The sequence below is a fragment of the Hydrogenophaga aromaticivorans genome (assembly GCF_013387465.1).
In the GTDB taxonomy this organism is placed as follows: domain Bacteria; phylum Pseudomonadota; class Gammaproteobacteria; order Burkholderiales; family Burkholderiaceae_C; genus Hydrogenophaga; species Hydrogenophaga aromaticivorans.
In genome coordinates this window covers 365975-388140 of sequence record NZ_VYGV01000007.1, presented here as the reverse complement: position 1 = coordinate 388140, position 22166 = coordinate 365975, and the positions used below count along the sequence as shown (strand labels likewise).

Here is a 22166-nt window from a genome sequence, read left to right as displayed (position 1 = left end):
CACAGCGCCGTCACGCCGGCGGGCGAGCGTCGCTCAGGAGCGTGGGTCGGGCGCTGCGGCGGGTCTCGGCGAAGACGCTGGTGCCGAGCCAGCGCCACAGGCTTTGCGCCTCGTGATGCGCCCCTTCCACGCGCAGGTCCCGGCTGCTCAGCACCTCTTGCGGTGAGCGGTCGCCGGTCCAGACTTCGGTCAGCGCCCGCACCGTCGAGTCCACGACCAGGGTGAGTTCGCGGCCGGGGTCGTCGCGACACAGATCGGCCGCACCTTCTTCGACCACCAGCCACCAGGTTTTTTCACCCGACCGGGCGTCACGGAACCGGAAATGCACCACCACGGCGTGCGGCGGGCACTCGTCCAGGCGCACGAAGCGCCGGATGTCCCACATCAGCAGCCCCGCGTCCAGCTCGTCATCGCGCAGGCGACTGCCGATCCAGCGCGCACCCCAGTGGCCCAGGGCCATGATGATGGGGCGCAGCTCTTCGCCCGCGTCGGTCAGGGCGTATTCCCAGACCTTGCCCACCGCGCTGCGCCGCACCACACCGATCTCCTCCAGGTGCCGCAGGCGCTGCGCCAGCAGGCTGGTGGACATGCGCGGGACGCCGCGGTGCAGGTCGTTGAAGCGCCGGCTGCCACACAGCAGTTCGCGCACGACCAACGGTGTCCAGCGCTCACACAGCGCTTCGGCGCCCCGCGCCACGGTGCAGAACTGGCTGTAGCTGTCCGTCATCGGGTGCCCCTCGGTTCCGGCTGCTGATCGGCAAACGCTTCAGATTCTGGACTGGTCAAACCGGCCTGTCACGCGCAATCTGGGGCCGTCTCCAGCCCGGAGCGTCCCCAAGGAACAAGTCATGACCACCGTCGCCATCATCCAGCGCCCGCCCGTGTTGCTCGACCAGCGGGCCACCCTGGAACGGGCCATCGAATCCGTCGGCGAAGCCGCTGCGGCGGGTGCCACGCTGGTGGTGCTGCCGGAGTCGTTCATTCCCGGTTATCCGGCCTGGATCTGGCGGCTCGCTGCCGGCAAGGACGGGGCCCTGATCGGGCAGTTGCGCACCCAGCTGCTGGCCCATGCGGTGGACCTGGCCGCCGGCGACCTGCACCCGCTGTGCGAGGCGGCGCGCCAGCAAGCCGTCACGGTCGTCTGCGGCCTCTGCGAAGTGGAGCGCGCCACCGGGGGCGGAACGCTCTACAACAGCGTGGTGGTGATCGGACCCGATGGCCAGGTGCTCAATCGCCACCGCAAGCTCATGCCGACCAACCCGGAGCGCACGGTGCACGGTTTCGGCGATGCCTCGGGCCTGCGCGCCGTGGACACGCCGGCCGGTCGCATCGGCACGCTCATCTGCTGGGAAAACTACATGCCGCTGGCGCGCTACGCGCTCTACGCCCAGGGGGTACAGGTGTATGTGGCGCCCACCTACGACTGCGGCGACGGCTGGATCAGCACCCTGCGGCACATCGCACTGGAAGGCCGGTGCTGGGTGATCGGAAGCGGGGTCGCGCTGCGCGGCAGCGACATCCCCGATGACTTTCCCGGCCGCGCCCAGCTGTTCCCCGACCCGGACGAATGGATCAACGCCGGCGACTCCGCGGTGGTGGACCCGCAGGGCCGGCTGGTCGCCGGACCCATGCGGTGCGAGACCGGCGTCCTGTACGCCGAGATCGACACCGCGCGCGTGGCGCCGGCGCGGCGGGCGCTCGACGTCAGCGGGCACTACGCGCGCCCCGACATCTTCCAGCTCCGGGTGAACCGTGCGCCCGCAGCGGCCGTGCACTTCACCGACGACGACAGCGCCCGTGCCGAGGCGCAGGCGGTTCCTTCACCCTCCCACTGACCTTCAGGAGACACACCATGAACATGCATCTGACAGGCATGGACGGCGGCCCGGTCGAGATCGAGCCCGAGGCCTACCAGACATTCAAGACCGGCTTCAGGGGCGTGCTGCTGGCGCCGCAGGACGCGGCCTTCGACGAGACGCGCAAACTCTGGAACGGCATGATCGACCGCCGCCCCGGGCTGATCGCGCGCTGCACCGGCACGGTCGATGTGGTGCAGGCGGTGCGCTTCGCGGCCCGGCACCGGTTGTTGCTGTCGGTGCGCTCGGGCGGCCACAACATCGCCGGTCTGGCCACCAACGACGGCGGCCTCATGATCGACATGTCGCTGCTGCGCGGCATCTGGGTGGACCCGGCGGGGTGCACGGCCTGCGCGCAGGCCGGCTGCACCCTGGCCGACATGGACCGCGAGACGCAGCTCCACGGCCTGGCGGCGGTGCTCGGCTTCGTGTCCACCACCGGCATCGCCGGGCTCACGCTGGGTGGTGGCTTTGGCTACCTCACCCGCCGCCACGGCTGGACCTGCGACACCCTGGTCTCGATGGAGGTGGTCATGGCCGACGGCCAGGTGGTGCGGGCGTCGGCCGACGAGCACGCCGAGCTGTTCTGGGCCCTGCGCGGCGGGGGCGGCAATTTTGGCGTCGTCACCGCCTTCGAGTACCGGCTGTTCCCGGTCGGGCCCGAGATCGTGGGCGGCGCCATCGCCTGGCACGGCGCCGACGCGCGCCAGGTGCTGCAGGCCTACCGCGACGTCAGCGCCCGGGCGCCGCGGGAGATGACCAGCGTGGCGGTGCTGCGTGTCGCCCCGCCCGCGCCCTGGCTGCCGCCCGAGATCCACGGCCAGCCGATGGCCGCGATCTTCGTCTGCCACACCGGCGACATGGCCGAAGCCGACGCCCTGCTCGCCCCGCTGCGCGAGGTGGCCCGGCCGGTCGCCGACACGGTGATGCGCCGGCCCTATGTGCAGATGCAGAGCCTGCTCGACGCCACCCAGCCCAAAGGCCGGCGCTACTACTGGAAATCGCACTACCTTGCGCACATCGAACCGTCCCTGATGGACCTGGCGGTGGAACACGCCGGGCGCATCGCGTCGCCGTTTTCGGCCCTGCTGATGTTCCAGATCCAGGGCGCGCTGGGCGAGCAGAGCGCCGGCCATTCGCCCGCCGGCAACCGCGACGCCGCCTACGTGCTCAACATCGCAGCGTCCTGGGAGAAGCCCGAGGAGGACGATCTCCAGCTGCGCTGGGCACGCGACTGTTTCGAGGCCACCCGGGGCTGCTCCACCGGCGGAACCTACATCAACTTCCTGACCGAAGAAGAAGGTGCCGAACGCATCCAGGCCGCCTACGGCAGGACCAACCTCGACCGGCTGGCGGCGCTCAAGGCCCGCTACGACCCACACAACCTGTTCCGCGGCACCAAGGGCCTGACCGGTTGAGCCGCGATGGATCTGCCGCAGGCACTGCCGCTGTCGCGCGCCGCCTGGGCGTTCCGCGAGCGCAAAGCCGTGCGCCAAGCTGGTGCGCCGTGCGCCGCCAAAACACGCTCAGCGGTGGCCCGGCGATTGCTTGGTGTCGACCATGACACCCCTCGCCACCCGAAGCCCCGCCCCATCGCGCCAGGACACGCCGGACCACATCGCCGGCCTGTCGCTGGTCAACCTCGCCGCGCGCCAGCGCATGCTCTCGCAGCGCATGATCCTGCAGACCGTGCTGGCCGCCAGCGGTGACGCCGAGTGGCTTCGCGCCGCCCAGCGCAGCCTGCGCATGTTCACCGAAAGCCAGCAACACCTGCAGGCCACCACCGCACAGCTCGATCCCGCCAGCGCGCGCAAGATCACCGAAACCTACCAGGGTCCGCGCGGGGTCGGCCCCGTCGTGCAGGCTTTCATGCAGCTCATGCGCAGCGCGCTCGACCAGATCGAGGTGCACAGCCCGCGCGTGTCCGCCACCACGGCCGAGCTGGTCGGTCACACCGATCGCATCCTCGAAGCCCTCAACACCGCGACCACCGCGTTCGATGAGGTCGCCAAAGCCCACTCGGACGCCCTGATGAAGGAACTAGTGGGCATCGTGGACGACATCCAGAGCGTGGCCAAGGAGGCCAAGGTGGTGAGCTTCAACGCGCAGGTCATGGCCGCGCGGGCCGGGCAACACGGCAGCGAATTCGCCGTGGTGGCCAACGTGCTGTCGGACATCACCGGCGAAATCGACCGGCTCACGCGCAAGGCGGCGGTTCTGGCCGAACGCAGCAGAAGATAAGGAGTCACTCCCGCCGTGCTTCGCACGTCCCCCCTCGAGGGGGCGGCGCCAGCAGCCCGGCGAAGCCGGTTCTGCGGCACCCCTGAGCCGGGCCACCTCGCTCTCATCGAATCGTTCACCGGTCCGTGCGCCTACACTGCGCGCCATGCAAGATTTCGACGCCATCGTCATCGGCGCGGGTGCGGCCGGTCTTTTCTGTGCCGGTGTCGCGGGCCAGCGCGGCCTGCGTGTGCTGGTGCTCGACCACAGCGAGAAGGTGGCGGAAAAGATCCGCATCTCGGGCGGGGGCCGGGCCAACTTCACCAACCGCGACATCGACCCGCGCGCGCCGCACAAACACTTCCTGAGCGAGAACCCGAACTTCTGCCGCTCGGCGCTCTCGCGCTACACGCCGGCCGACTTCATCGCGCTGGTGCAGAAATACGGCATCGGTTTCCATGAGAAGCACAAGGGTCAGTTGTTCTGCGACCGCTCGGCCGAAGACCTGATCGCCCTGCTGCTGGCCGAATGCGAGGCCGGCGGCGTACAACGCTGGCAGCCCTGCGGCGTCAAGGCCCTGCGGGTGGGGAGCGACGGCTCGTACCAGATCGACACCGAGCGCGGCACGGTGTCGAGCCGTGCGGTGGTGGTCGCCACCGGCGGCCTGTCCATCCCGAAGATCGGCGCCACCGATTTCGGCTACCGCATGGCGAAGCAGTTCGGCCTGCGCACCGTCGAGCCGCGCCCCGGTCTGGTGCCGCTGACCTTTGACGGCGAAGCCTGGGCGCCCTACGCGGGTCTGTCCGGACTGTCGTTGCCGGTGCTGATCGAGACCGGCGACAAGAAGACCCGCATGTCCTTCGCCGAAGACCTGCTGTTCACCCACCGCGGCCTCTCCGGCCCAGCCGTGCTGCAGATCTCCAGCTACTGGCGCGAAGGCACGCCGATCCGCATCAACCTGGCGCCCGAGATGGACCTGCCCACGGCGCTGGCGCGCGCCAAGGCCACGTCGCGCAAGCTGATCGCCAACGAGCTGGCCGCCCTCGTGCCCAGCCGGCTGGCCGATGCCTGGGTGGCGCAGGACAAGGATTGGCAGCGCCCCATCAGCGAAGCCTCGGACAAGGCCCTGGCCCGGCTGGCCGAGCGCCTCTCACGCTGGGAGCTCACCCCCACCGGCAGCGAAGGCTACAAAAAGGCCGAGGTCACGCTCGGCGGCGTGGACACGCGCGAGCTCTCGTCCCAGACCATGGAGTCGAAGCAGCCTGGGCTGTACTTCATCGGCGAGGTGGTGGACGTGACCGGCTGGCTGGGTGGCTACAACTTCCAGTGGGCCTGGGCCAGTGCCCACGCCTGCGCCGTGGCCCTTGCGGTACAGAAAACCGCCTGAGACCTGCCGTTGGCGTCACAGAATGCCCGCAAAGGGCTGGAAAATCAGCGCGACAAGGCTATAATCCAAGGCTTTGCTGGCAAACCCCCGTCGGCCAATACTAGTTAACAGGCGGGGGAACTTTGCAGAAACGATGCCTGGGCCCGATCTTCCCGTTCATCCTCTTTCTGTGCATTCTGGAATTTCCTCTTCAATGACGACCATCCGTGTAAAAGACAACGAGCCCTTTGACGTCGCTCTGCGTCGCTTCAAGCGCACCATCGAAAAACTCGGCCTGCTGACCGACCTGCGCGCCCGCGAGTTCTACGAAAAGCCCACCGCTGAGCGCAAGCGCAAGAAGGCCGCCGCCGTCAAGCGCCACTACAAGCGCGTGCGCTCGATGCAGTTGCCCAAGAAGCTGTACTGATCGCTGGCCCGGCCCTGCCGGGACGCACAAAAAAACCCGCTCGGGACGCTGCAGCGGGTTTTTTTACGCCTGTACGGTCCGGCCCAGCCGCGCCTGCAAGGCATCCGCCGCCTCGACCAGCGCCGCTTCGAAGGCGCCCCGCAGCGGGTGTTCGGCCCGCCAGCTAGGCCGGATCAGCGCCACGTGGAACGGGATGCTCACCGACAGTGGCCGCACGACCAAACCCTCGCCCGTCAGCTCCAGCGCCGTCAGCGGGTTGACGATGCCCAGACCCAGCCCCTGGCGTACCAGCGCACACACCGACACCGCGCTCGGCGTCTCCAGCCGCAGGTACCGCTCCACCCCGGCGGCAGCGAACAGCGCGTCCACCTGCTGCCGGTAAGGGTCGGTCGGTGCGAAGCTGATGAAGGACTCGCCCGCGAAGTCGCCCGGCACCAGCCGCGCCTTGCCCGCCAGCGGATGGCTGGCGGGCAACACCGCCACCTCGTCCGCCACCAGCAGCGTCCTCAGGCTGCAGGCGGCCGGCGCCTCAAAGCGCTCGGAGAGGCCCAGGTCGAAGCGCTGCTCCGACAACGCCGCCTCCAGCTGGGGCGACTCGATGGGCGTCAGGCTCACGGCCGCGGCGGGCTGTCGCTGCACAAACCGCCGGACCGCGTCGGGCAGCAAGGCGTGCGACAGCGCGGGCAGGCAGGCCAGCTGCAACCGCCCCTGGGCATAGGCCTGCAAGGCCACCGCCGTGGCCGCGATGCGCTCCAGCCCCACGTAGGACTGCTCGACCTCCTCCATCAGCGCCAGCGCCCGCACCGTGGGTTTGAGGCGCCCCTTGATCCGCTCGAACAGGGCAAAACCCAGCACCTGTTCCAGCCGCGCCAGCTCGCGGCTCACCGTCGGCTGCGAGGTGTGCAGCAGCTCGGCCGCGCGCGTGACGTGGCCGGTGCCCATCACGGCGCGGAAGAAGTCGATCTGGCGGTGGGTCAGTTTCATATCAAATTTGAATGACCATCCAATTATCTGGCATTGCTCAATATGAATGAAACCCGGATCATCGGCGGCATGAATCCCTTTGCCCCCGCCCTCCTCCAGACCCTCGCCCGCCAGCACGGCACCCCGCTGTGGGTCTACGACGCGGCCACCATCCGCCAGCGCATCGCCGAACTGCGTGCCTTCGACACCATCCGTTTCGCCCAGAAGGCCAACTCCAACACCCACCTGCTGCGGCTGATGCGCGAGCAGGGTGTGGTGGTCGACGCGGTGTCGCGCGGCGAGATCCTGCGAGCCCTCGCGGCCGGCTACACCGCGGCGCCCGATGCCCAGGGTGCCTCCGGCATCGTCTTCACCGCCGACCTGTTCGACGCCGCCACGCTGGCCACCGTGGTGCAGCACCGCGTGCCGGTGAACGCCGGTTCCATCGACATGCTGCACCAGCTGGGCGCGGTGTCACCGGGCCACCCGGTCTGGCTGCGCATCAACCCCGGTTTCGGCCACGGCCACAGCAACAAGACCAACACCGGCGGCGAACACAGCAAACACGGCATCTGGCACACCGAACTGCCCGCCGCGCTGGCCGCGGTGGCACAGCACGGTCTGCAGCTCGTGGGCCTGCACATGCACATCGGCTCGGGCGTGGACTACGGCCACCTGCAGCAGGTGTGCAGCGCCATGGTGGATCTGGTGAAAAGCTGCGGCGCGGATATGCAAGCCATCTCGGCCGGCGGCGGCCTGTCCATCCCCTACCGCGAGGGTGAAGCGCCCATCGACACCGCGCACTACTTCAGCCTCTGGGACGCGGCGCGGCGCGAGATCGCCGCCCACCTCGGCCACGCGGTTCACCTGGAGATCGAACCCGGCCGCTACCTGGTGGCCGAGGCCGGCGTGTTGCTGACCGAGGTGCGCGCCACCAAGCCCATGGGCGGCAACCGCTTCACCCTGGTGGACGCGGGCTTTTCGGATCTGATGCGCCCGTCCATGTACGGCGCCTTCCACGGCATGAGCCTGATCCCGGCCGATCAAACGCCTCGCGCCACGGTGGAGACGGTGGTCGCCGGCCCGCTGTGCGAATCGGGCGACGTGTTCACCCAGGCCGAAGGCGGCGTGGTGCTCACGCGCGAGCTGCCCGAAGCCCGCGTGGGCGACCTGCTGGTGCTGCACGACGCGGGCGCGTACGGCGCGTCCATGTCCAGCAACTACAACACCCGGCCTTTGGCAGCGGAGGTGCTGGTGGACGGCGATGCGCAGCGCCTGATCCGGCGCCGGCAGACGGTGGACGAGCTGCTGGCGCTCGAAAACACCTGATCCACAAGACCGTCTGCGAAAATCGCAGGTTTTGCGATTGAACGAGAGCACACCATGAGCCTGAAAGAACAGATCACCGAAGACATGAAGGCCGCCATGCGCGCCAAGGACAGCGAGCGCCTGGGCACCATCCGCCTGCTGACCGCCGCGATGAAGCAGAAGGAAGTGGACGAACGCGTGGAGCTGGACGACACCATGGTCATCGCCATCGTCGACAAGCTGATCAAGCAGCGCAAGGACAGCGTCGAAGCCTTCACCAAGGCCGACCGCATGGACCTGGCCGACAAGGAGTCCGCCGAAATCAAGGTGCTGCAGGCCTACCTGCCCGCGCGACTGTCGGCCGAAGAAGTGGCCGCCGAGGTCAAGGCCATCGTGACCGAGCTGGGCGCCACCGGCCCCGGCGACATGGGCAAGGTCATGGGCACGGTCAAGACCCGCCTGGCCGGCAAGGCCGACATGGGCCAGGTCTCGGCCGCGGTGAAGGCCGCCCTCGCGGGCTGACCCTTTTCCCCGTCAGCGCGGGCACAGCCGACCGAAGCGAAGTGCCTCCCTCCCAGAGCGCGGCGGAACCGGCTTTGCCGGGCCGCATCGCGCTGCCCCCTTGAGAGGGGGTCGCGCGCAGCGCGGCAGGGGTGGGCCCATTCAGCGCAGGATCAGCGCCGTCCCCGCGACCGCCAGCACCGCCCCGCTCCAGGCCCCGACCGCCGGGCGGCGGCGGTAGACCAGCCACAGCAGCGGCAGGATCAGGATCGGCGTCACCGACGAGAGCACGGCCACCAGCCCGGCCTGGCCGTGGCGCATGGCCTGCAGGATCAGCGTCATGCCCAGCGCCATGGCCACCGCGGCACTCAGGAACGTGAGCCAGGCGTCTTTCCAGCGCACCGGTGCCCGGGCCCGCGCCGCCGGCCAGCCTGCCGCCAGCAACAGCCCGTGTGCAGCCAGCGCCAGCGTCATGCGCACCGCCGAAGCGGCCACGGCGTCGATGCCGGTGCTCATGAGCGGCTTGAGCATGAGCGTGGCGACCGACTGGCACAGCGCGGCCAGCAGGCCCAGCGCCACACCCACCGCCAGCCGGCCGCGCGTCTGCTCCCAGCGGTGCGATTCGTCGTCGCGCTTGCCCCAGACGATGGCCAGCATCACGCCACCCACCAGCAGGCTGCTGCCCAGCAGCGCCCAGCCCCAGAGCACCTCGCCCAGCCAGGCCCAGGCCAGCACGCCGGAAAACAGCGCGTGACAGGCGAACAGCACGCCCGAGCGCCGAGGCCCCAGCCGGTTCATGCAGGCGAACAGCGCGGTGTCACCGATGAAGATGCCGATCACACCCGACACGCCGAGCAGCCAGAAGGCCGAGGGATCGAGGCTGCGCCAGCCGCCACTGGCCACCGCCAGCGCCCACAGGATGGCGCTGGCAAACAGCATGCGCCAGCGGCTGAACGCGAATGCACCCAGACGCTGGGCTGGCGGTGCAGAGAACAGACTGGAGATCGCCCAGCAGGCGGCCGCGAACAGGGCCAGGACTTCGGGACGCACAGCCCCTCAGCCGAAAACCGCCAGATCGGTCGCCAGCGAGCGCCCGCCGAAGGCCAGGAATCCGCCAGGCATCAGCTGCCCGCCACCTTCATGCGGTTCACGAGGATCGAGCCCACGGTCTTGGCACCGTAGTTGTAGGCGTCGGCGCCCACGGCCTCGATGCCCTGGAACATGTCCTTCAGGTTGCCGGCGATGGTGATCTCGTGCACCGGGTAGGCGATTTCGCCGTTTTCCACCCAGTACCCGGACGCACCGCGCGAGTAATCGCCGGTCACGTAGTTCACGCCCTGCCCCATCAACTCGGTGACGAACAGGCCGCGGCCCAGCTTCTTCAGCATGGCCTTGAGGTCGTCACCGGGCTGGGTCAGGCGGCTGGTGAGCACGAGGTTGTGCGAGCCGCCCGCGTTGCCGGTGGTGCGCATGCCGAGCTTGCGCGCCGAGTAGGTGGAGAGAAAGTAGCCCAGCACCTTGCCGGCGCTGAGCACCTTGCGTTTCTGTGTGCGCACACCTTCGTCGTCAAACGGCGCGCTGCCCTTGCCGTTGATGACATGCGGGTCTTCGACGATGTCGAGGTGTCTGGCCATCACGCGTTTGCCCAGGCTGTCGGCCAGGAAGGTGGTCTTGCGGTAAAGCGCGCCGCCGCTGGTGGCTTGCACATAGCCGCCCAGCAGTCCCGCAGCCAGCGGCGACTCGAACAGCACCGGGCATTCGGTGGTGGCGATCTTGCGGCCGTTCAGACGCGCCAGCGCGCGCTCGGCGGCGTAGCGGCCCACGGCCTGCGGGCTGGCCAGGTCTTCGGGGGCGCGCATCGAGCTGTACCAGTGGTCGCGCTGCATGTTGGCCCCCTTGCCGGCGATGGGCGCCACCGACAGGCTGTGGCGCGAGCTGGCGTAGCCGCCGCTGAAGATGCCGGGCTTGCCGCGTTCACCGCCGCGCATGTGGGCGGTGAAAAAGTGCGACTGCTGGGCCGACACGCCGGCGCCTTCGCTGTTGCTGATTTTCTTGCTGGTGGCGAAAGCCGCGGCCTCGCATTCGAGCGCGATGCGCAGCGCGTCTTCGGAGTTGATCGCCCAGGGGTGGAACAGGTCCAGGTCGGGGTAGCTGTCGGCGATGTCTTCCGGGTCGGGCAGGCCGGCCACCGGGTCTTCGGCGGTGAAGCGGGCGATGTCGTAGGCCGCCTGCACCGTCTGGCGGATCGCGTCGGGCGAAAAATCGGAGGTGGACGCGTTGCCGCGCTTCTGCCCCAGGTAGACGGTCACGCCGAGCGACTTGTCGCGGTTGCGCTCCACGTTTTCCAGCTCGCCCTTGCGCACGCTCACGCTCAAGCCCGCCCCTTCGGACACCTCGGCGCCCGCGTCAGAGGCACCCAGCTTTTTGGCGTGCCCAAGCGCCATGTCGACCAGTTCCTCGAACTGGCTCCGGGCGTACTGGAAGCCCGCGAGCGGCTGGCTGGCATGGGCGGCGGAAGAAGAAAGGGCTTGGGACGGGGTGTTGGGGGCTTTTTTCATGTCGACGGCTATGATACTTGCCGCCCCCTCTGGCTGCTGCAGGCCCTGCACAAGCCCATTTGAAGAAACCCGATGTCCCGCAAACCCACCAAAGGCTATTTCGTCCGTGGCCAGTTCGTTGCCGAGGGCAGCGAACTCGACCTGGAGCTCAAACGCGAGCTCAAGGGTTCGGTCGACATGAGCAAGACCGACCTGAAGAAGGAGAGCGACCGCCTCCAGTTGCTCGGCGAAAACCTGCTCACGCTCAACGCGGGGTTGATGACGCGCCTGATCGAAAACAACGGTCTGCCCGAGAAGCTGGTGGATGCCGTGAACGATGCCAAACGCATCACCAACTTCGAAGGCCGGCGCCGCCAGATGCAGTTCATCGGCAAGCTCATGCGCAAGCTCGACGAAGCCACCGTGGCCGCCATCGAAGCAGCCATGGAAGAACAGCGCAAGCCTTCGGCCCAGGCCACGCTCGCGCTGCACCAGGCCGAACAGTGGCGCGACAAGCTGATCGCCGACGACAACGCGCTCACGCGCTGGCTGGAGCAGGACCCGGCGGCCGACGTGCAGCACCTGCGCGCCCTGATCCGCCAGGCGCGCAAAGACGCACAGGCCATCACCGAGCGCCCGGGTGAAGCCCTGCGCCACGGCAAGGCCTACCGCGAGATTTTCCAGACCGTGCGCACCGCCCTCACCCCCGCCGACGAATCGGCGGACGGCGCCGACGACACCCAGGAAGACTGATCCATGACCGACCACCTCAACCACGATCCGGTGCGCATCGGCATCGTTTCCATCAGCGACCGCGCCAGCAGCGGCGTCTACGAAGACAAGGGCCTGCCGGCGCTGCAGGACTGGCTCACGCGTGCCTTGAAAAACCCGATCACCTTCGAGCCGCGCCTGATCCCCGACGAACAGGCCACGATCAGCGCGACGCTGATCGAACTGGTGGACGCCGGCTGCGCCCTGGTGCTCACCACCGGCGGCACCGGCCCGGCCAAGCGCGACGTGACGCCCGAGGCCACGCTGGCCGTGGCGCACAAGGAGATGCCCGGTTTTGGCGAGCAGATGCGCCAGATCAGCCTGGCCTTCGTGCCCACCGCCATCCTGTCGCGCCAGGTGGCCGTAATCCGAGACAAAAGCCTGATCATCAACCTGCCGGGCCAGCCCAAGGCGATCGCCGAGACGCTGGAAGGCCTGAAAAACCCGGATGGCAGCCAAAAGGTCAACGGCATCTTCACCGCCGTGCCCTATTGCATCGACCTGATCGAGGGACCCTACCTGGAAACCAATGACGAGGTTTGCAAGGCCTGGCGACCAAAAAACGCCGTTCGTCCGGCTCGCTGAGGGCCATCTGCCTTTACGCACCACGGGCATTGTCAAGACAAAAAAAACCGGTTTCAGGGAAGTTTCTATGCCTGTCTATCGCTGCAACCAGTGCGGCCATGTGAGCGAATCGCCCGTCGCTGGCACACAAGTGCCATGTTCCGCGTGCCAGGCGCCCTGCTCTGTCTTTGATACGGCGTTCTACGTCCGCAAGTTGATTGAGCGCTACGCGGCGGCCATGCGGGAGGTCAAGGCCCTGCAAGCCGAAGAACGGCGATATCCTGAAAATGGCACGGCCACGGCGCCAGAAGAAGCCTCCGTGGCAGAAGCCGGGGAAGAGGCGGGCAACAACGACAACCTGGCCACGGCAGCGCAACACGCGCCCATTGAGAAGTGGCTCAAATCGCTTCAGATTGAAGCCCAGTTCGACCACAGCAATGTGGATACGAGCGGCTATTTTGATGAAGCTGCGCAGCAGATCGGGCGTCAATACGACCTGTATGGTGAGCTCGTCCAGCGGGTTGCCTACGCTTATCGCAAGAGTCACACCGGGCTCAACATCGACCTCACGGGCATGAGTCAGAAGGACGCGCAGGCTTTGAACAACCTGTGCAGGCAGCTCTACAGCCACACGCTGTTCTCACGCTACTTCTACCAAAAGCAGGAGAAGGTGGTTCGGCTTTCACTGCAGCCAGCGCCCAAGGTACGCCAGTTTTTTGCAGGTGCCTGGCTGGAGTGGTATGCGCTGCTGGAGCTGCTGGAATCCTTGCAGAACAAGAAACTGGCCTTCTCTTGCGCTCGGGGCGTGAACGTGCTGTTCCCCAACGAGGATGTGCATGAACTCGATGTCGTGGCGCTGCCCGCTGGCCAGTCGCCGATCTGTATCGAATGCAAGTCTGGTGAATTCCGCCGAGATATCGACAAGTACCAACGCCTGCGCAAGCGCCTGGGCGTCGAGCGCAGCCGATTCATCATCTGTTCGACGGACATCACCGATGAACAGGCGAGCAGCCTCACTGCCATGTACGACCTCACCTTTGTCAGCCTGCAGACCTTGCCTCGCCACCTGGCCAGCATCGTCTGACCCAACCCAGAACGAACCCCATGAAAATCACCAAAGACACCATCGTCACCATCACCTTCCGCGCCACCGATGCGCAGGGCAAATTGCTGGAGGACGGCAAGGAGCCTCGTGCCTACCTGCATGGCGGCTACAACAACACCCTGCCCGGCATCGAGAAGGCGCTGGAAGGCCAGGAGAAGGGCTTTTCGGCCCAGTTGGTGCTGCAGCCCGAAGACGCCTTTGGCGCGCGCGATGAAAGCCTGGTGCACAGCATTCCCAAGAGCGAGTTCCCGCCCGGCGTGAAGGTGGGTGGTCAGCTGCAGGGCACCGACGACCAGGGTCGTGAGCAGGTCTTCACCGTCAAGAAAATCAAGGGTGACACGGTGCACCTGGACGGCAACCATCCGCTGGCCGGGCAGGTGCTGCGCTTTGCGGTGAAGGTGGTGGACGTGCAGGCCGCGTCGGCCGAAGAAGTCGCCCACGGCCACGCGCATGGCGCGCACGGCCATCACCACTGAGCGTCGCGAGACCGGCCCCTTTCCCCCACCTTGCGCGCCGTCATCGATTTCCCGGACACGGCCCCGCAGGCGGTGTCGGGGGGCCGCTTGCGGGCCAGCTTTGACCAGCCCATCGAGGTCGTTGAGGCCTGGTCCCTGGCCGATGTGCTCGAAGCCGTGGAGCGGGTACAGGCCCATGCGGAGGCGGGCCGCTGGTGCGTGGGCGGTCTGGCCTACGAGGCCGCGCCGGCCTTCGATGCCTCGCTGCCCGTCCTGGCACCCGATCCCCGCTGGCCGCTGGTCTGGTTCGGCGTGTACGAGGCCCCGCTGACCACACCCCTCCCCTTGTCGGACCGGCCCCGCGCGGCGCGCTGGACCCTGCCCGAATCGCGCGCGCACTACCTGGCCCAAGTGGAGCGCGCTCAGCAGGCCATGGCCGCGGGCGACTGCTACCAGATCAACCTGACCACGGCCCTGGCAGGCACGCTCACCGGCGAACCCTCGGCCTGGATGCAAGCCCTGCGCGCGCGGCAACCCGAGGGTTACCTGCTGTGGCTGGACGGCGCCCACCGGCATGTCCTGAGCGCTTCACCCGAGCTGTTTTTCGACTGGCAACCCGACGCGCAAGGTAGCCGCCTGCAGTGCCGCCCCATGAAGGGCACCGCGGGCCGGGAGGGCGACCCCGTCCTGGACGCGGCGGCCCGCGAGCGCCTGCTGGCCAGCGCCAAGGAACGCGCCGAAAACGTCATGATCGTGGACCTGCTGCGCAACGACCTGAACCGGATCGCGCGGCCGGGCTCGGTGCGGGTGGACCGGCTGATGGAGGCCGAGGCATGGCCCTCGGTCTGGCAGATGACCTCCAGCCTCTCGGCCCAGGCCCGTGGGGGCACCACGCTCACCGACGTGTTCCGCGCCCTCTTTCCCTGCGGCAGCATCACCGGCGCCCCCAAGCGGCAGGCCATGCGCTGGATCACCCGGCTGGAGTCCGGGCCCCGCGGCTTCTACTGCGGCGCGCTCGGCGTGGTCCGCCCCGGTGGGCATGCCACCTTCAACGTGCCGATCCGCACCCTGGCGCTGCATCACGACCCGGTCACGCCCCCGGCGTGGCAGGCCCGCTATGGCGTGGGCAGCGGGCTGACCGTCTACGCCGACCCTGCCTCCGAATGGGATGAACTGATGACCAAGAGCCACCTCCTGCACCGGGCGAGCGAACCCTTCTCGCTGCTGGAAACCCTGCGCCTGGAAGACGGCGAGTACTGGTTGCTGGAACGCCACCTGCAGCGCCTGCAGGACAGCGCCCGCCACTTCGGTTACCCCTGCGATCCGTCCGTGCTGCGTGAGCGCCTTTCACGACAGGCCGAGGGACATGCCAAGGACCTGTGGCGCGTGCGATTGACCGTGGACGCCCAGGGCGCGATCGATGTGCAGGCCTTCCCCATGGCCGACACGGCACAGCCGGTGCGCGTGGCGCTGGCGCCCGCACCCCTGCCCACGGGCGGTGAGTTGCAGGAGTTCATCCGGTACAAGACCACACGGCGCGCGCACTACGAGGCACTGGCCCCCACGGACCCGGCGGTGTTCGACCACCTGCTGGTCAACGAGCGCGGTGAGATCACCGAGTTCACCCGGGGCAACGTGGCGATTCGGCTCGACGGCGTGTGGCTCACGCCCGCGCTCTCCAGCGGACTGCTGGCAGGAACCTACCGGGCCGCGTTGCTGGTCGAAGAACGCCTCGGCGAGGCGGTGCTCACCACCGGGGACCTGGCGCGGGCGCAGGGCCTGGCCTTCTTCAACGGCCTCAGGGGCTGGCTGGATGCGGTGCTGGTGCCGGGTGCGGACGCGCCACCGGAATCGGCCAACGCACCGCGCGGCGCGTGATTTACTTGCCCACCAGCTGATTCAGCTTCTCGGCCTCGAAGCACTCGCTGCGAGCCGCATCCGAAGGCACACAGTCGCCCTTCTGCTGCGAAGACAGTTTCTCGATCGCCTGCCACAGCAAGGCAATCTGATGCTCCTGTCCGGAAGCGCTGTCGATCAACCCACGCATCGCCTGCGACAGCGGGTCGTCTTCCTGCGTGATGCCGTAGGCCTGGAACTTCGGGTGCGCTTCGGTCACGTCGGCACTCTCGCCGGTTTTGCTCGGAATGATGCGCGCCGGAATGCCAACCGCCGTGGCGCCCGCGGGCACCGGCTTGATCACGACCGCGTTGCTGCCGATCTTGGCGCCGTCGCCCACCTCGAAACCGCCCAGCACTTTCGCGCCCGCGCTGACCACCACGTCCCTGCCCAGCGTCGGGTGCCGCTTGGCGCCTTTGTAGAGCGAGGTGCCGCCGAGCGTCACGCCCTGGTAGATGGTGCAGCCGTCACCGATTTCGGCCGTCTCGCCGACCACCGTGCCCATGGCGTGGTCGAAGAACACCCGGTCGCCGATCTTCGCGCCCGGGTGGATCTCGATGCCGGTCAGCCAGCGCGCGATGTGCGAGGTGAAACGCCCCAGCCACTTGAAGCCATGCGTCCAGCACCAGTGCGCCGGGCGGTGCAGCCAGACGGCGTGCAGACCGGGGTAGCAGGTGATGACCTCCCAGGTGCTGCGCGCCGCGGGGTCGCGCTCGAGGATGCACTGGATGTCGGAGCGGAGTCGGGCAAACATGGAACGGGCCGTCGGTTTTCTGTATCGGGTCGGCCAGTCTAGCGCTTTGCCTGCGCGGCGGTCTGCAGCATGGCCTTGGCCACACCACGCAGGATGTGGATTTCTTCTTCGGTCGGTGCAGCGCGGTTGAAAAGCTGGTTCAGGCGCGGCATGAGCTTTTTCGGCGCCTCGGGGTCCAGAAAGTCCACCGCCACCAGCGCCTGCTCCAGGTGTTGCAGCATGCCGGCCAGGGCCTTGGCGTCGGCCAGCGGGCGTTCGGGCGCGCTGGCGGGTGGCAGGGCGTAGCCGCCCAGCGCCTGGCGCCAGTCGTAGGCGATCAACTGCACCGCGGCGGCCAGGTTGAGCGAGCCAAACTGCGGATCGGTGGGAATGCTCAGGCAGGCGTGGCAGCGGTAGACGTCCTCGTTGCGCATGCCAAAGCGCTCGGAGCCGAAGAGGAAGGCCACGCCGCCGGGGCGGGTGGACGCAGGGGCTTCGGGTGTGCCCAGCAGCGCGGCAAAGTGTTCGCGCGGGTGGCGCGTGGGCGGGCCGAAGTCGCGCGGCGTCATGGCGGTGGCGCACAGATGCTCTATGCCGTCGAGCGCTTCGTCCAGCGTGTCCACGATGCGCGCCTTGGTCAGCACGTCGTTGGCGCCGCTGGCGCGCTGGATGGTCTCTTCGCGCCGCAAGACGTTGGCCCAGCGCGGTGCCACCAGCACCAGGTCGTCAAAACCCATCACCTTCATGGCGCGCGCGGTGCCGCCCACGTTGCCGGCGTGGCTGGTCTGGATCAGGATGAATCTCGTCTTCATTTGGAATCCCCCCGCGCCGCTTCGCGTCACCCCCCAGGGGGCCACACCAGCAGCCTGGCAAAGCCAGTTCTGCGGTGTGTGCTGGGTGGGGCACTTGCTCCGGTGAGGTGTTTGGTGTGTTGAAACGGTAAAATCCCCGATTGTCGCTGCCCCGCATCGCCTGGGGTCCAGCCTTCCCGCTCTTCCACTGTCACGCTCGCAGCCCGCTGCGGCGCAAAGGTTCACAACTTATGTCGTCCACACTCCACCCCATGCTCAACGTGGCCATCAAGGCCGCTCGCCTTGCCGGCACCATCATCAACCGCGCCGCGCTGGACGTGGAGTCGGTCCGGGTCTCGGCCAAGCAGACCAACGATTTCGTGACCGAAGTCGACCACGCGGCCGAAGCCGCGATCATCGACACCCTGCTCACCGCCTACCCCGACCACGCCATCTGGGCCGAAGAGTCGGGCAAGCGCGATGGCAAACACGGTGGCGCAGACCATGTCTGGATCATCGACCCGCTGGACGGCACCACCAACTTCATCCACGGCTTCCCGGTCTACTGCGTGAGCATCGCGCTCATGGTGGGCAACAAGCTGGAACAGGCCGTCATTTACGACCCGAGCCGCAACGACCTCTTCTGCGCCACGCGCGGGCGCGGCGCCTACATGAACGACCGCCGCATCCGCGTGGCCAAGCGCATCGCCATGCGCGAGTGCCTGTTCTCCACCGGTTTTCCGTTCCGCCCGGGCGATGCCTTCCCGACCTACATGCAGATGCTGGGCGACGTGATGCCCAAGTGCGCTGGCGTGCGCCGCCCCGGCTCGGCCGCGCTCGACCTGGCCTATGTGGCCGCCGGCTTCACCGACGGCTTCTTTGAAATGGGCCTTTCGCCCTGGGACGTGGCCGCGGGCGCGCTGCTGGTGACCGAAGCCGGTGGCCTGGTCGGCAACTTCACCGGCGAAGCCAACTTCCTGGAACAGAAGGAATGCCTGGCCGCCAACCCCAAGATCTACGGCCAGCTCGTCAGCACGATCGGCAAGTACAGCAAGTTCGCCAGCGCGGGCGACAAGGCGGCTGTGCGTCAGGCCAGAGGCCCGCTCGCGGCTTCGACCGAAGAAGCTGATGCCAGCGGCCACAACGAGCCGTCTGGGGACGATGCCCCGCCCACCGAGCAAGCCGCTCCCTTCTGAAGCCGCGAGGCCTCAAGGGCCTCAGCGCAGAGGCAACGTCCACCAGAACGTGGCGCCTGCCCCCGCCGTTGCGTTGGCCCAGATGCGTCCGCCGTGGCGCTCGATGATGCGCGCCACGATGGCCAGGCCGACGCCGGTGCCCGGCACCTCGGAGCCCGCATGCAGGCGCTGGAACAGGCCGAACAGCTTGCCGGCATGGGCCATGTCGAAACCCATGCCGTTGTCACGCAGGTAAAAGGCCTGCCGCTCCGCGTCAAAGCCCAGCACCAGCTCGGGCCGCGCCTGGTGGCGTGAGTACTTCAGCCCGTTGTCCATCAGATTGACGAGCACCTGCCGCAGCAAGGTGGCGTCGCCCATGACCGCGGGCAAAGGCTGCAGATCGATGCGCGCCTGCGGTACATCGGGCGCCAGGGTATCGACCACCGAGTGCGCCAGCGCATTCATGTCCACCGGCACGGCGTCCAGATCCACCCGCACCACGCGCAGCAGCTCCAGCATGTCGGTGATCATCTGGCCCATGCTGCGCGACGAGCGGGCGATGCGCCCGAACATGTCGCGAGCCAGCGGGCTCAGGTGCTCGCCCTCTTCTTCCGCGATCAGCGACGCAAAGCCGTTGACCGAGCGCAGCGGCGCGCGCAGGTCGTGCGCGATGGAGTACGAGATCGCCTCCATGTCCTTCATGGAGCGCTCCAGTTCGGCGGTGCGCTCGGCCACGCGCCGCTCCAGGGTGGCGTTGAGCGCACGCACTTCTTCCTGAGCAGCCACCCGGTCGGAGATGTCGAGGTGGGTGCCCGACATGTACAGCGCCTTGCCACTGTCATCGCGCCGGTGAACCCGGCCGCGGTCGTTGATCCAGACCCAGTGACCCGCCTTGTGGCGCATCCGGACGTCGCACTCGTAGTAGGGCAACTCGCCCGACCAGTGCCGCTGCAACACCCGCTGCGCCCGCTCCAGATCCCTGGGGTGAACCAGATCGCGCCAGGTGTCGAACGTGGTGGGCTGCAGTTCCTCGACCGTGTAGCCCAGCATCTCGGCCCAACGGTCGTTGATCGTCATGGCCCAGGTCTCGATATTGGTTTCCCAGATGCCCGGACGCGTGGCCTCCAGCACCCACTGCAGCCGCTGCCGCTCCTCGCGCAGGGCGTCCTCGGTTTCGACATAGGAGGTGACATCGGTGTAGGTGCGCACCATGCCTCCCTCGGGCAGCATGCGGGTGTAAATCTCCAGCACCCGGCCGTCGTGTGTGCGCCGCAGATACGTCTCGGGTGGCACCACTCGCGGCTCCTGCCCGAGAACGGCCCGGAGCGAGACATCCACCAGGCTCAGGTCTTCCCCAAAATCGCCCCGGTTCACCTGAAACGCCGCCACCTCGCTGAAGAGCGGCTGGCTGGCCAGCAACGCCTCCGGCAGGTCCAGCAGCGCCAGCATGCGCTGGTTGTAGAACCGCACCCGCCCGTCCGAGTCCACCATGGTCAGCCCCTGGCTCATGCTGTCGAACGTCACTTGCAGCGCTGCGCTTTTTTCGACCAGCAGGGCACTCGTGGCCTGGAACTGCAGGCGCGCCCGCTTGCGTTCGGCATGCCCGCGCCAGGCCAGCACCAGCTGGCGCACGGCGCCCAGCAGCGGCTGCAGAAACTCCACATCGGTGGGGCTGTAACCACCGGGCTGGTTCGCCAGACCGACCATCGCGACCAGGCGGTCGCCCACAGCGATCGGAATGCCCAGAAAGCTCGTCATGTCCGGGTGGCCGAAAGGCAGTCCACCCGATCGGGGATCGTGGGCCGGGTCGTTGGCGATCACCGTCTCGCCGGTGAGCATGGCGTGGCCGAACAGGGTCTTGAGGTTGCGGAACTCCATGCCCGCATCGACCTGCGCGTCGTACAGGCGCCGCGAGGCTTCGTCCCAGGCGATGTCGGTGATGGCGTGGGTCTTGAGGTAGGGCTGCTCGCGCATGTCGTACATCACCTCGCCCACGAACCCGTAGCCGCTGCCGGTCACGCTCAGGAACGCGTCCAGCAAACCTTCAAAGGCATGCCGCTTGTCATCGGCTTCGATGAAAACCGCTTGCGCCTGGCGCACCGCGTCGAGCATGCGGTGCTGGCGCTCCAGTGCCTGGGCCGCGATCCGGGCCTCGGTGACGTCGAAAGTGAATCCGTGCCAGAGCACCGACCCATCGGCCTCGCGCTGCGGCACCGCCTCCGCGCTGTACCAGCGCAGCCCTGCGCGGGGCAACTGGATGCGATAGACCTGCCGCCACAGGGTGAGATCGCGCGCGGACGCATCCAGGGACGCCACCATCTGCGGAAGATCGTCCGGGTGCACCCGTTCATAAAAGAGTCTGGCGTCGCGCGCGAGGTCGTTGGGGTCCAGTTCCACCATCTCGTGCACCGCGTCGTTCACATACGGAATCGTGCTGCTGCCGTCGGGGTATCGGCGTATCTGGTACACCAGACCCGGCACCCGGGCCGCGATGTTCTGGATGAACCGCAGCTGGCCCGCCAGCGCCTGGGTGGCTTCGCGCTCGGCCGTGATGTCCTGGACCACACCGAAGTCGGTCTGCGGATTGCCCGCTACCGCGGTCTGGCTGATGCGGGTGCGCAACCAGCGCTGCTGGCCATCGGGCCGCTGCCAGCGGTATTCCACCTCGCGACCGTCTTTGGCCTCGCGCGCGCGTTGCCAGGCCGGCATGTCCTCCGGGTGGATGCCGGAGCGGCCTTCGCGGCGGCTCATCAAGGGTGTTGGATCCAGGCCGGTGATGGCGAACAGACCGGGTGACCAGAGCACGTCCTGGTCGTTGGGGGCATTGGTCCAGTGGCCCACGCACGCGAGCTCTTCGATGGCGCCGTGCAGTTCCACCTGTTGCTGCAGCTCCCGGTTGGCCGTCTGCAGGGCGAGTTCGGTCTCCTGTTCCTTGTCGACTTCCGTCAGGTACACCAGCAAGAGTGGCTCGCTACCCATATCGAGCCGCCGGGTTCGAAGACAGATGCGCCGGGTTTTGTGGTGGCTCAAGCGCAGATCGACCACCTTGTCTGCCTGTGACAACGAAGCCACATAGCAGGCGCGGTCCGCAGCGTCAGCCCAGTGACCCAACTCGACCGTCGTGCGGCCCAGCGCCGCCTCGCGGGGCACGCCACACAGTTCAACCCAGGCATCGTTCACGGCCAGGAGCCGGCCGTCCGCCATGCGACTCAGGCTGGCCGCCACGGGCATGGACAGGAACATCGCCTCAAAAAGCGACGGATCGGTGACACAGGCGGCCAAGGAAGACGAGGCAGGCGTCTCGACCGGGCAGTCGCCAGTCGTCAGATGGGTCTCGTTTTCTGGCATGGAGGATAAAGGCGTTTCGCACACGGTGTGCTGCGACAACTTCCTCGCATTCTGTCTCAATTTCTGCACCCGGGTCGGTGGAGCTGGGGCGGGAAAGGCGCCTATTTCCCGGACCCTGCGTCCGCCCGGCGCACCGCCGTTGACGCAAGG

20 protein-coding genes are annotated in these 22166 nt (G+C 67.8%); 13 read left to right on the top strand and 7 right to left on the bottom strand.

The window, feature by feature from the left end; all coding sequences use genetic code 11:
- Positions 1-10 precede the first annotated feature (10 nt).
- Positions 11-727, bottom strand: coding sequence for a winged helix-turn-helix transcriptional regulator (locus tag F3K02_RS11660; protein WP_177135768.1), 717 nt, complete (start codon positions 725-727; stop codon positions 11-13).
- 121 nt (positions 728-848) lie between these two features.
- On the opposite strand from F3K02_RS11660, the gene F3K02_RS11655 reads away from it, so the two are divergent.
- The 5 genes from F3K02_RS11655 (at position 849) to rpsU (ending at position 5869) form a co-directional block, all read left to right on the top strand.
- On the top strand, positions 849-1835 hold the full coding sequence (locus F3K02_RS11655; RefSeq protein ID WP_177135767.1) for a carbon-nitrogen hydrolase family protein: 987 nt from the start codon (positions 849-851) through the stop codon (positions 1833-1835).
- 17 nt (positions 1836-1852) lie between these two features.
- The gene (locus F3K02_RS11650; protein WP_177135766.1) at positions 1853-3274 is read left to right on the top strand and encodes an FAD-binding oxidoreductase; all 1422 of its coding nucleotides are present in this window, start codon (positions 1853-1855) and stop codon (positions 3272-3274) included.
- A 142-nt stretch (positions 3275-3416) separates the two neighbouring features.
- On the top strand, positions 3417-4097 hold the full coding sequence (locus F3K02_RS11645; RefSeq protein ID WP_177135765.1) for a methyl-accepting chemotaxis protein: 681 nt from the start codon (positions 3417-3419) through the stop codon (positions 4095-4097).
- 145 nt (positions 4098-4242) lie between these two features.
- Positions 4243-5463 carry a BaiN/RdsA family NAD(P)/FAD-dependent oxidoreductase gene (locus F3K02_RS11640; RefSeq protein ID WP_177135764.1) on the top strand — a complete coding sequence of 407 codons (1221 nt, stop codon included), beginning with the start codon at positions 4243-4245 and terminating at the stop codon, positions 5461-5463.
- Between the two features lie 193 nt (positions 5464-5656).
- Complete coding sequence (gene rpsU / locus F3K02_RS11635) at positions 5657-5869, top strand: 30S ribosomal protein S21 (RefSeq protein WP_056273869.1); 213 nt, start codon at positions 5657-5659, stop codon at positions 5867-5869.
- Positions 5870-5932: 63 nt separating this feature from the next.
- On the opposite strand, the gene F3K02_RS11630 is transcribed toward rpsU, so the two are convergent.
- Positions 5933-6853, bottom strand: a complete 921-nt coding sequence (locus F3K02_RS11630; protein WP_177135763.1) for a LysR family transcriptional regulator — start codon at positions 6851-6853, stop codon at positions 5933-5935.
- Positions 6854-6895: 42 nt separating this feature from the next.
- Between F3K02_RS11630 and lysA the strand changes: the two genes are divergently transcribed.
- Entirely contained in the window at positions 6896-8161 is a 1266-nt protein-coding gene (lysA, locus tag F3K02_RS11625; protein WP_246309379.1) for a diaminopimelate decarboxylase, read from the top strand.
- A 54-nt stretch (positions 8162-8215) separates the two neighbouring features.
- Positions 8216-8662: a GatB/YqeY domain-containing protein gene (locus F3K02_RS11620; RefSeq protein ID WP_177135761.1), complete on the top strand. Its 447-nt coding sequence runs from the start codon at positions 8216-8218 to the stop codon at positions 8660-8662.
- Positions 8663-8803: 141 nt separating this feature from the next.
- On the opposite strand, the gene F3K02_RS11615 is transcribed toward F3K02_RS11620, so the two are convergent.
- Positions 8804-9691, bottom strand: coding sequence for an EamA family transporter (locus tag F3K02_RS11615; RefSeq protein ID WP_177135760.1), 888 nt, complete (start codon positions 9689-9691; stop codon positions 8804-8806).
- Between the two features lie 71 nt (positions 9692-9762).
- On the bottom strand, positions 9763-11199 hold the full coding sequence (gene pmbA, locus F3K02_RS11610) for a metalloprotease PmbA (RefSeq protein ID WP_177135759.1): 1437 nt from the start codon (positions 11197-11199) through the stop codon (positions 9763-9765).
- Positions 11200-11271: 72 nt separating this feature from the next.
- Between pmbA and yjgA the strand changes: the two genes are divergently transcribed.
- The 5 genes from yjgA to F3K02_RS11585 all read left to right on the top strand — a co-directional run bounded on the left by yjgA (position 11272) and on the right by F3K02_RS11585 (position 15951).
- Complete coding sequence (gene yjgA / locus F3K02_RS11605; RefSeq protein ID WP_177135758.1) at positions 11272-11931, top strand: ribosome biogenesis factor YjgA; 660 nt, start codon at positions 11272-11274, stop codon at positions 11929-11931.
- A 3-nt stretch (positions 11932-11934) separates the two neighbouring features.
- The gene (gene mog / locus F3K02_RS11600) at positions 11935-12534 is read left to right on the top strand and encodes a molybdopterin adenylyltransferase (RefSeq protein ID WP_177135757.1); all 600 of its coding nucleotides are present in this window, start codon (positions 11935-11937) and stop codon (positions 12532-12534) included.
- Between the two features lie 67 nt (positions 12535-12601).
- On the top strand, positions 12602-13597 hold the full coding sequence (locus F3K02_RS11595; RefSeq protein WP_177135890.1) for a PDDEXK family nuclease: 996 nt from the start codon (positions 12602-12604) through the stop codon (positions 13595-13597).
- A 20-nt stretch (positions 13598-13617) separates the two neighbouring features.
- Positions 13618-14094, top strand: a complete 477-nt coding sequence (locus tag F3K02_RS11590) for an FKBP-type peptidyl-prolyl cis-trans isomerase (RefSeq protein ID WP_177135756.1) — start codon at positions 13618-13620, stop codon at positions 14092-14094.
- Between the two features lie 30 nt (positions 14095-14124).
- On the top strand, positions 14125-15951 hold the full coding sequence (locus F3K02_RS11585) for a chorismate-binding protein (protein ID WP_177135755.1): 1827 nt from the start codon (positions 14125-14127) through the stop codon (positions 15949-15951).
- Between the two features lies 1 nt (position 15952).
- On the opposite strand, the gene cysE is transcribed toward F3K02_RS11585, so the two are convergent.
- Both cysE and F3K02_RS11575 read right to left on the bottom strand, forming a co-directional pair.
- On the bottom strand, positions 15953-16723 hold the full coding sequence (gene cysE / locus F3K02_RS11580; protein WP_177135754.1) for a serine O-acetyltransferase: 771 nt from the start codon (positions 16721-16723) through the stop codon (positions 15953-15955).
- Positions 16724-16761: 38 nt separating this feature from the next.
- Positions 16762-17514, bottom strand: a complete 753-nt coding sequence (locus F3K02_RS11575; RefSeq protein WP_177135753.1) for an RNA methyltransferase — start codon at positions 17512-17514, stop codon at positions 16762-16764.
- A gap of 230 nt (positions 17515-17744) precedes the next feature.
- Here F3K02_RS11575 and F3K02_RS11570 point away from each other — a divergent pair, with 230 nt between their 5' ends.
- Positions 17745-18689 carry an inositol monophosphatase family protein gene (locus F3K02_RS11570; RefSeq protein WP_177135752.1) on the top strand — a complete coding sequence of 315 codons (945 nt, stop codon included), beginning with the start codon at positions 17745-17747 and terminating at the stop codon, positions 18687-18689.
- Between the two features lie 21 nt (positions 18690-18710).
- Here the strand turns inward: F3K02_RS11570 and F3K02_RS11565 are convergent, their stop codons facing one another.
- On the bottom strand, positions 18711-22016 hold the full coding sequence (locus tag F3K02_RS11565) for a PAS domain-containing protein (RefSeq protein WP_177135751.1): 3306 nt from the start codon (positions 22014-22016) through the stop codon (positions 18711-18713).
- Between the last annotated feature and the right edge of the window lie 150 nt (positions 22017-22166).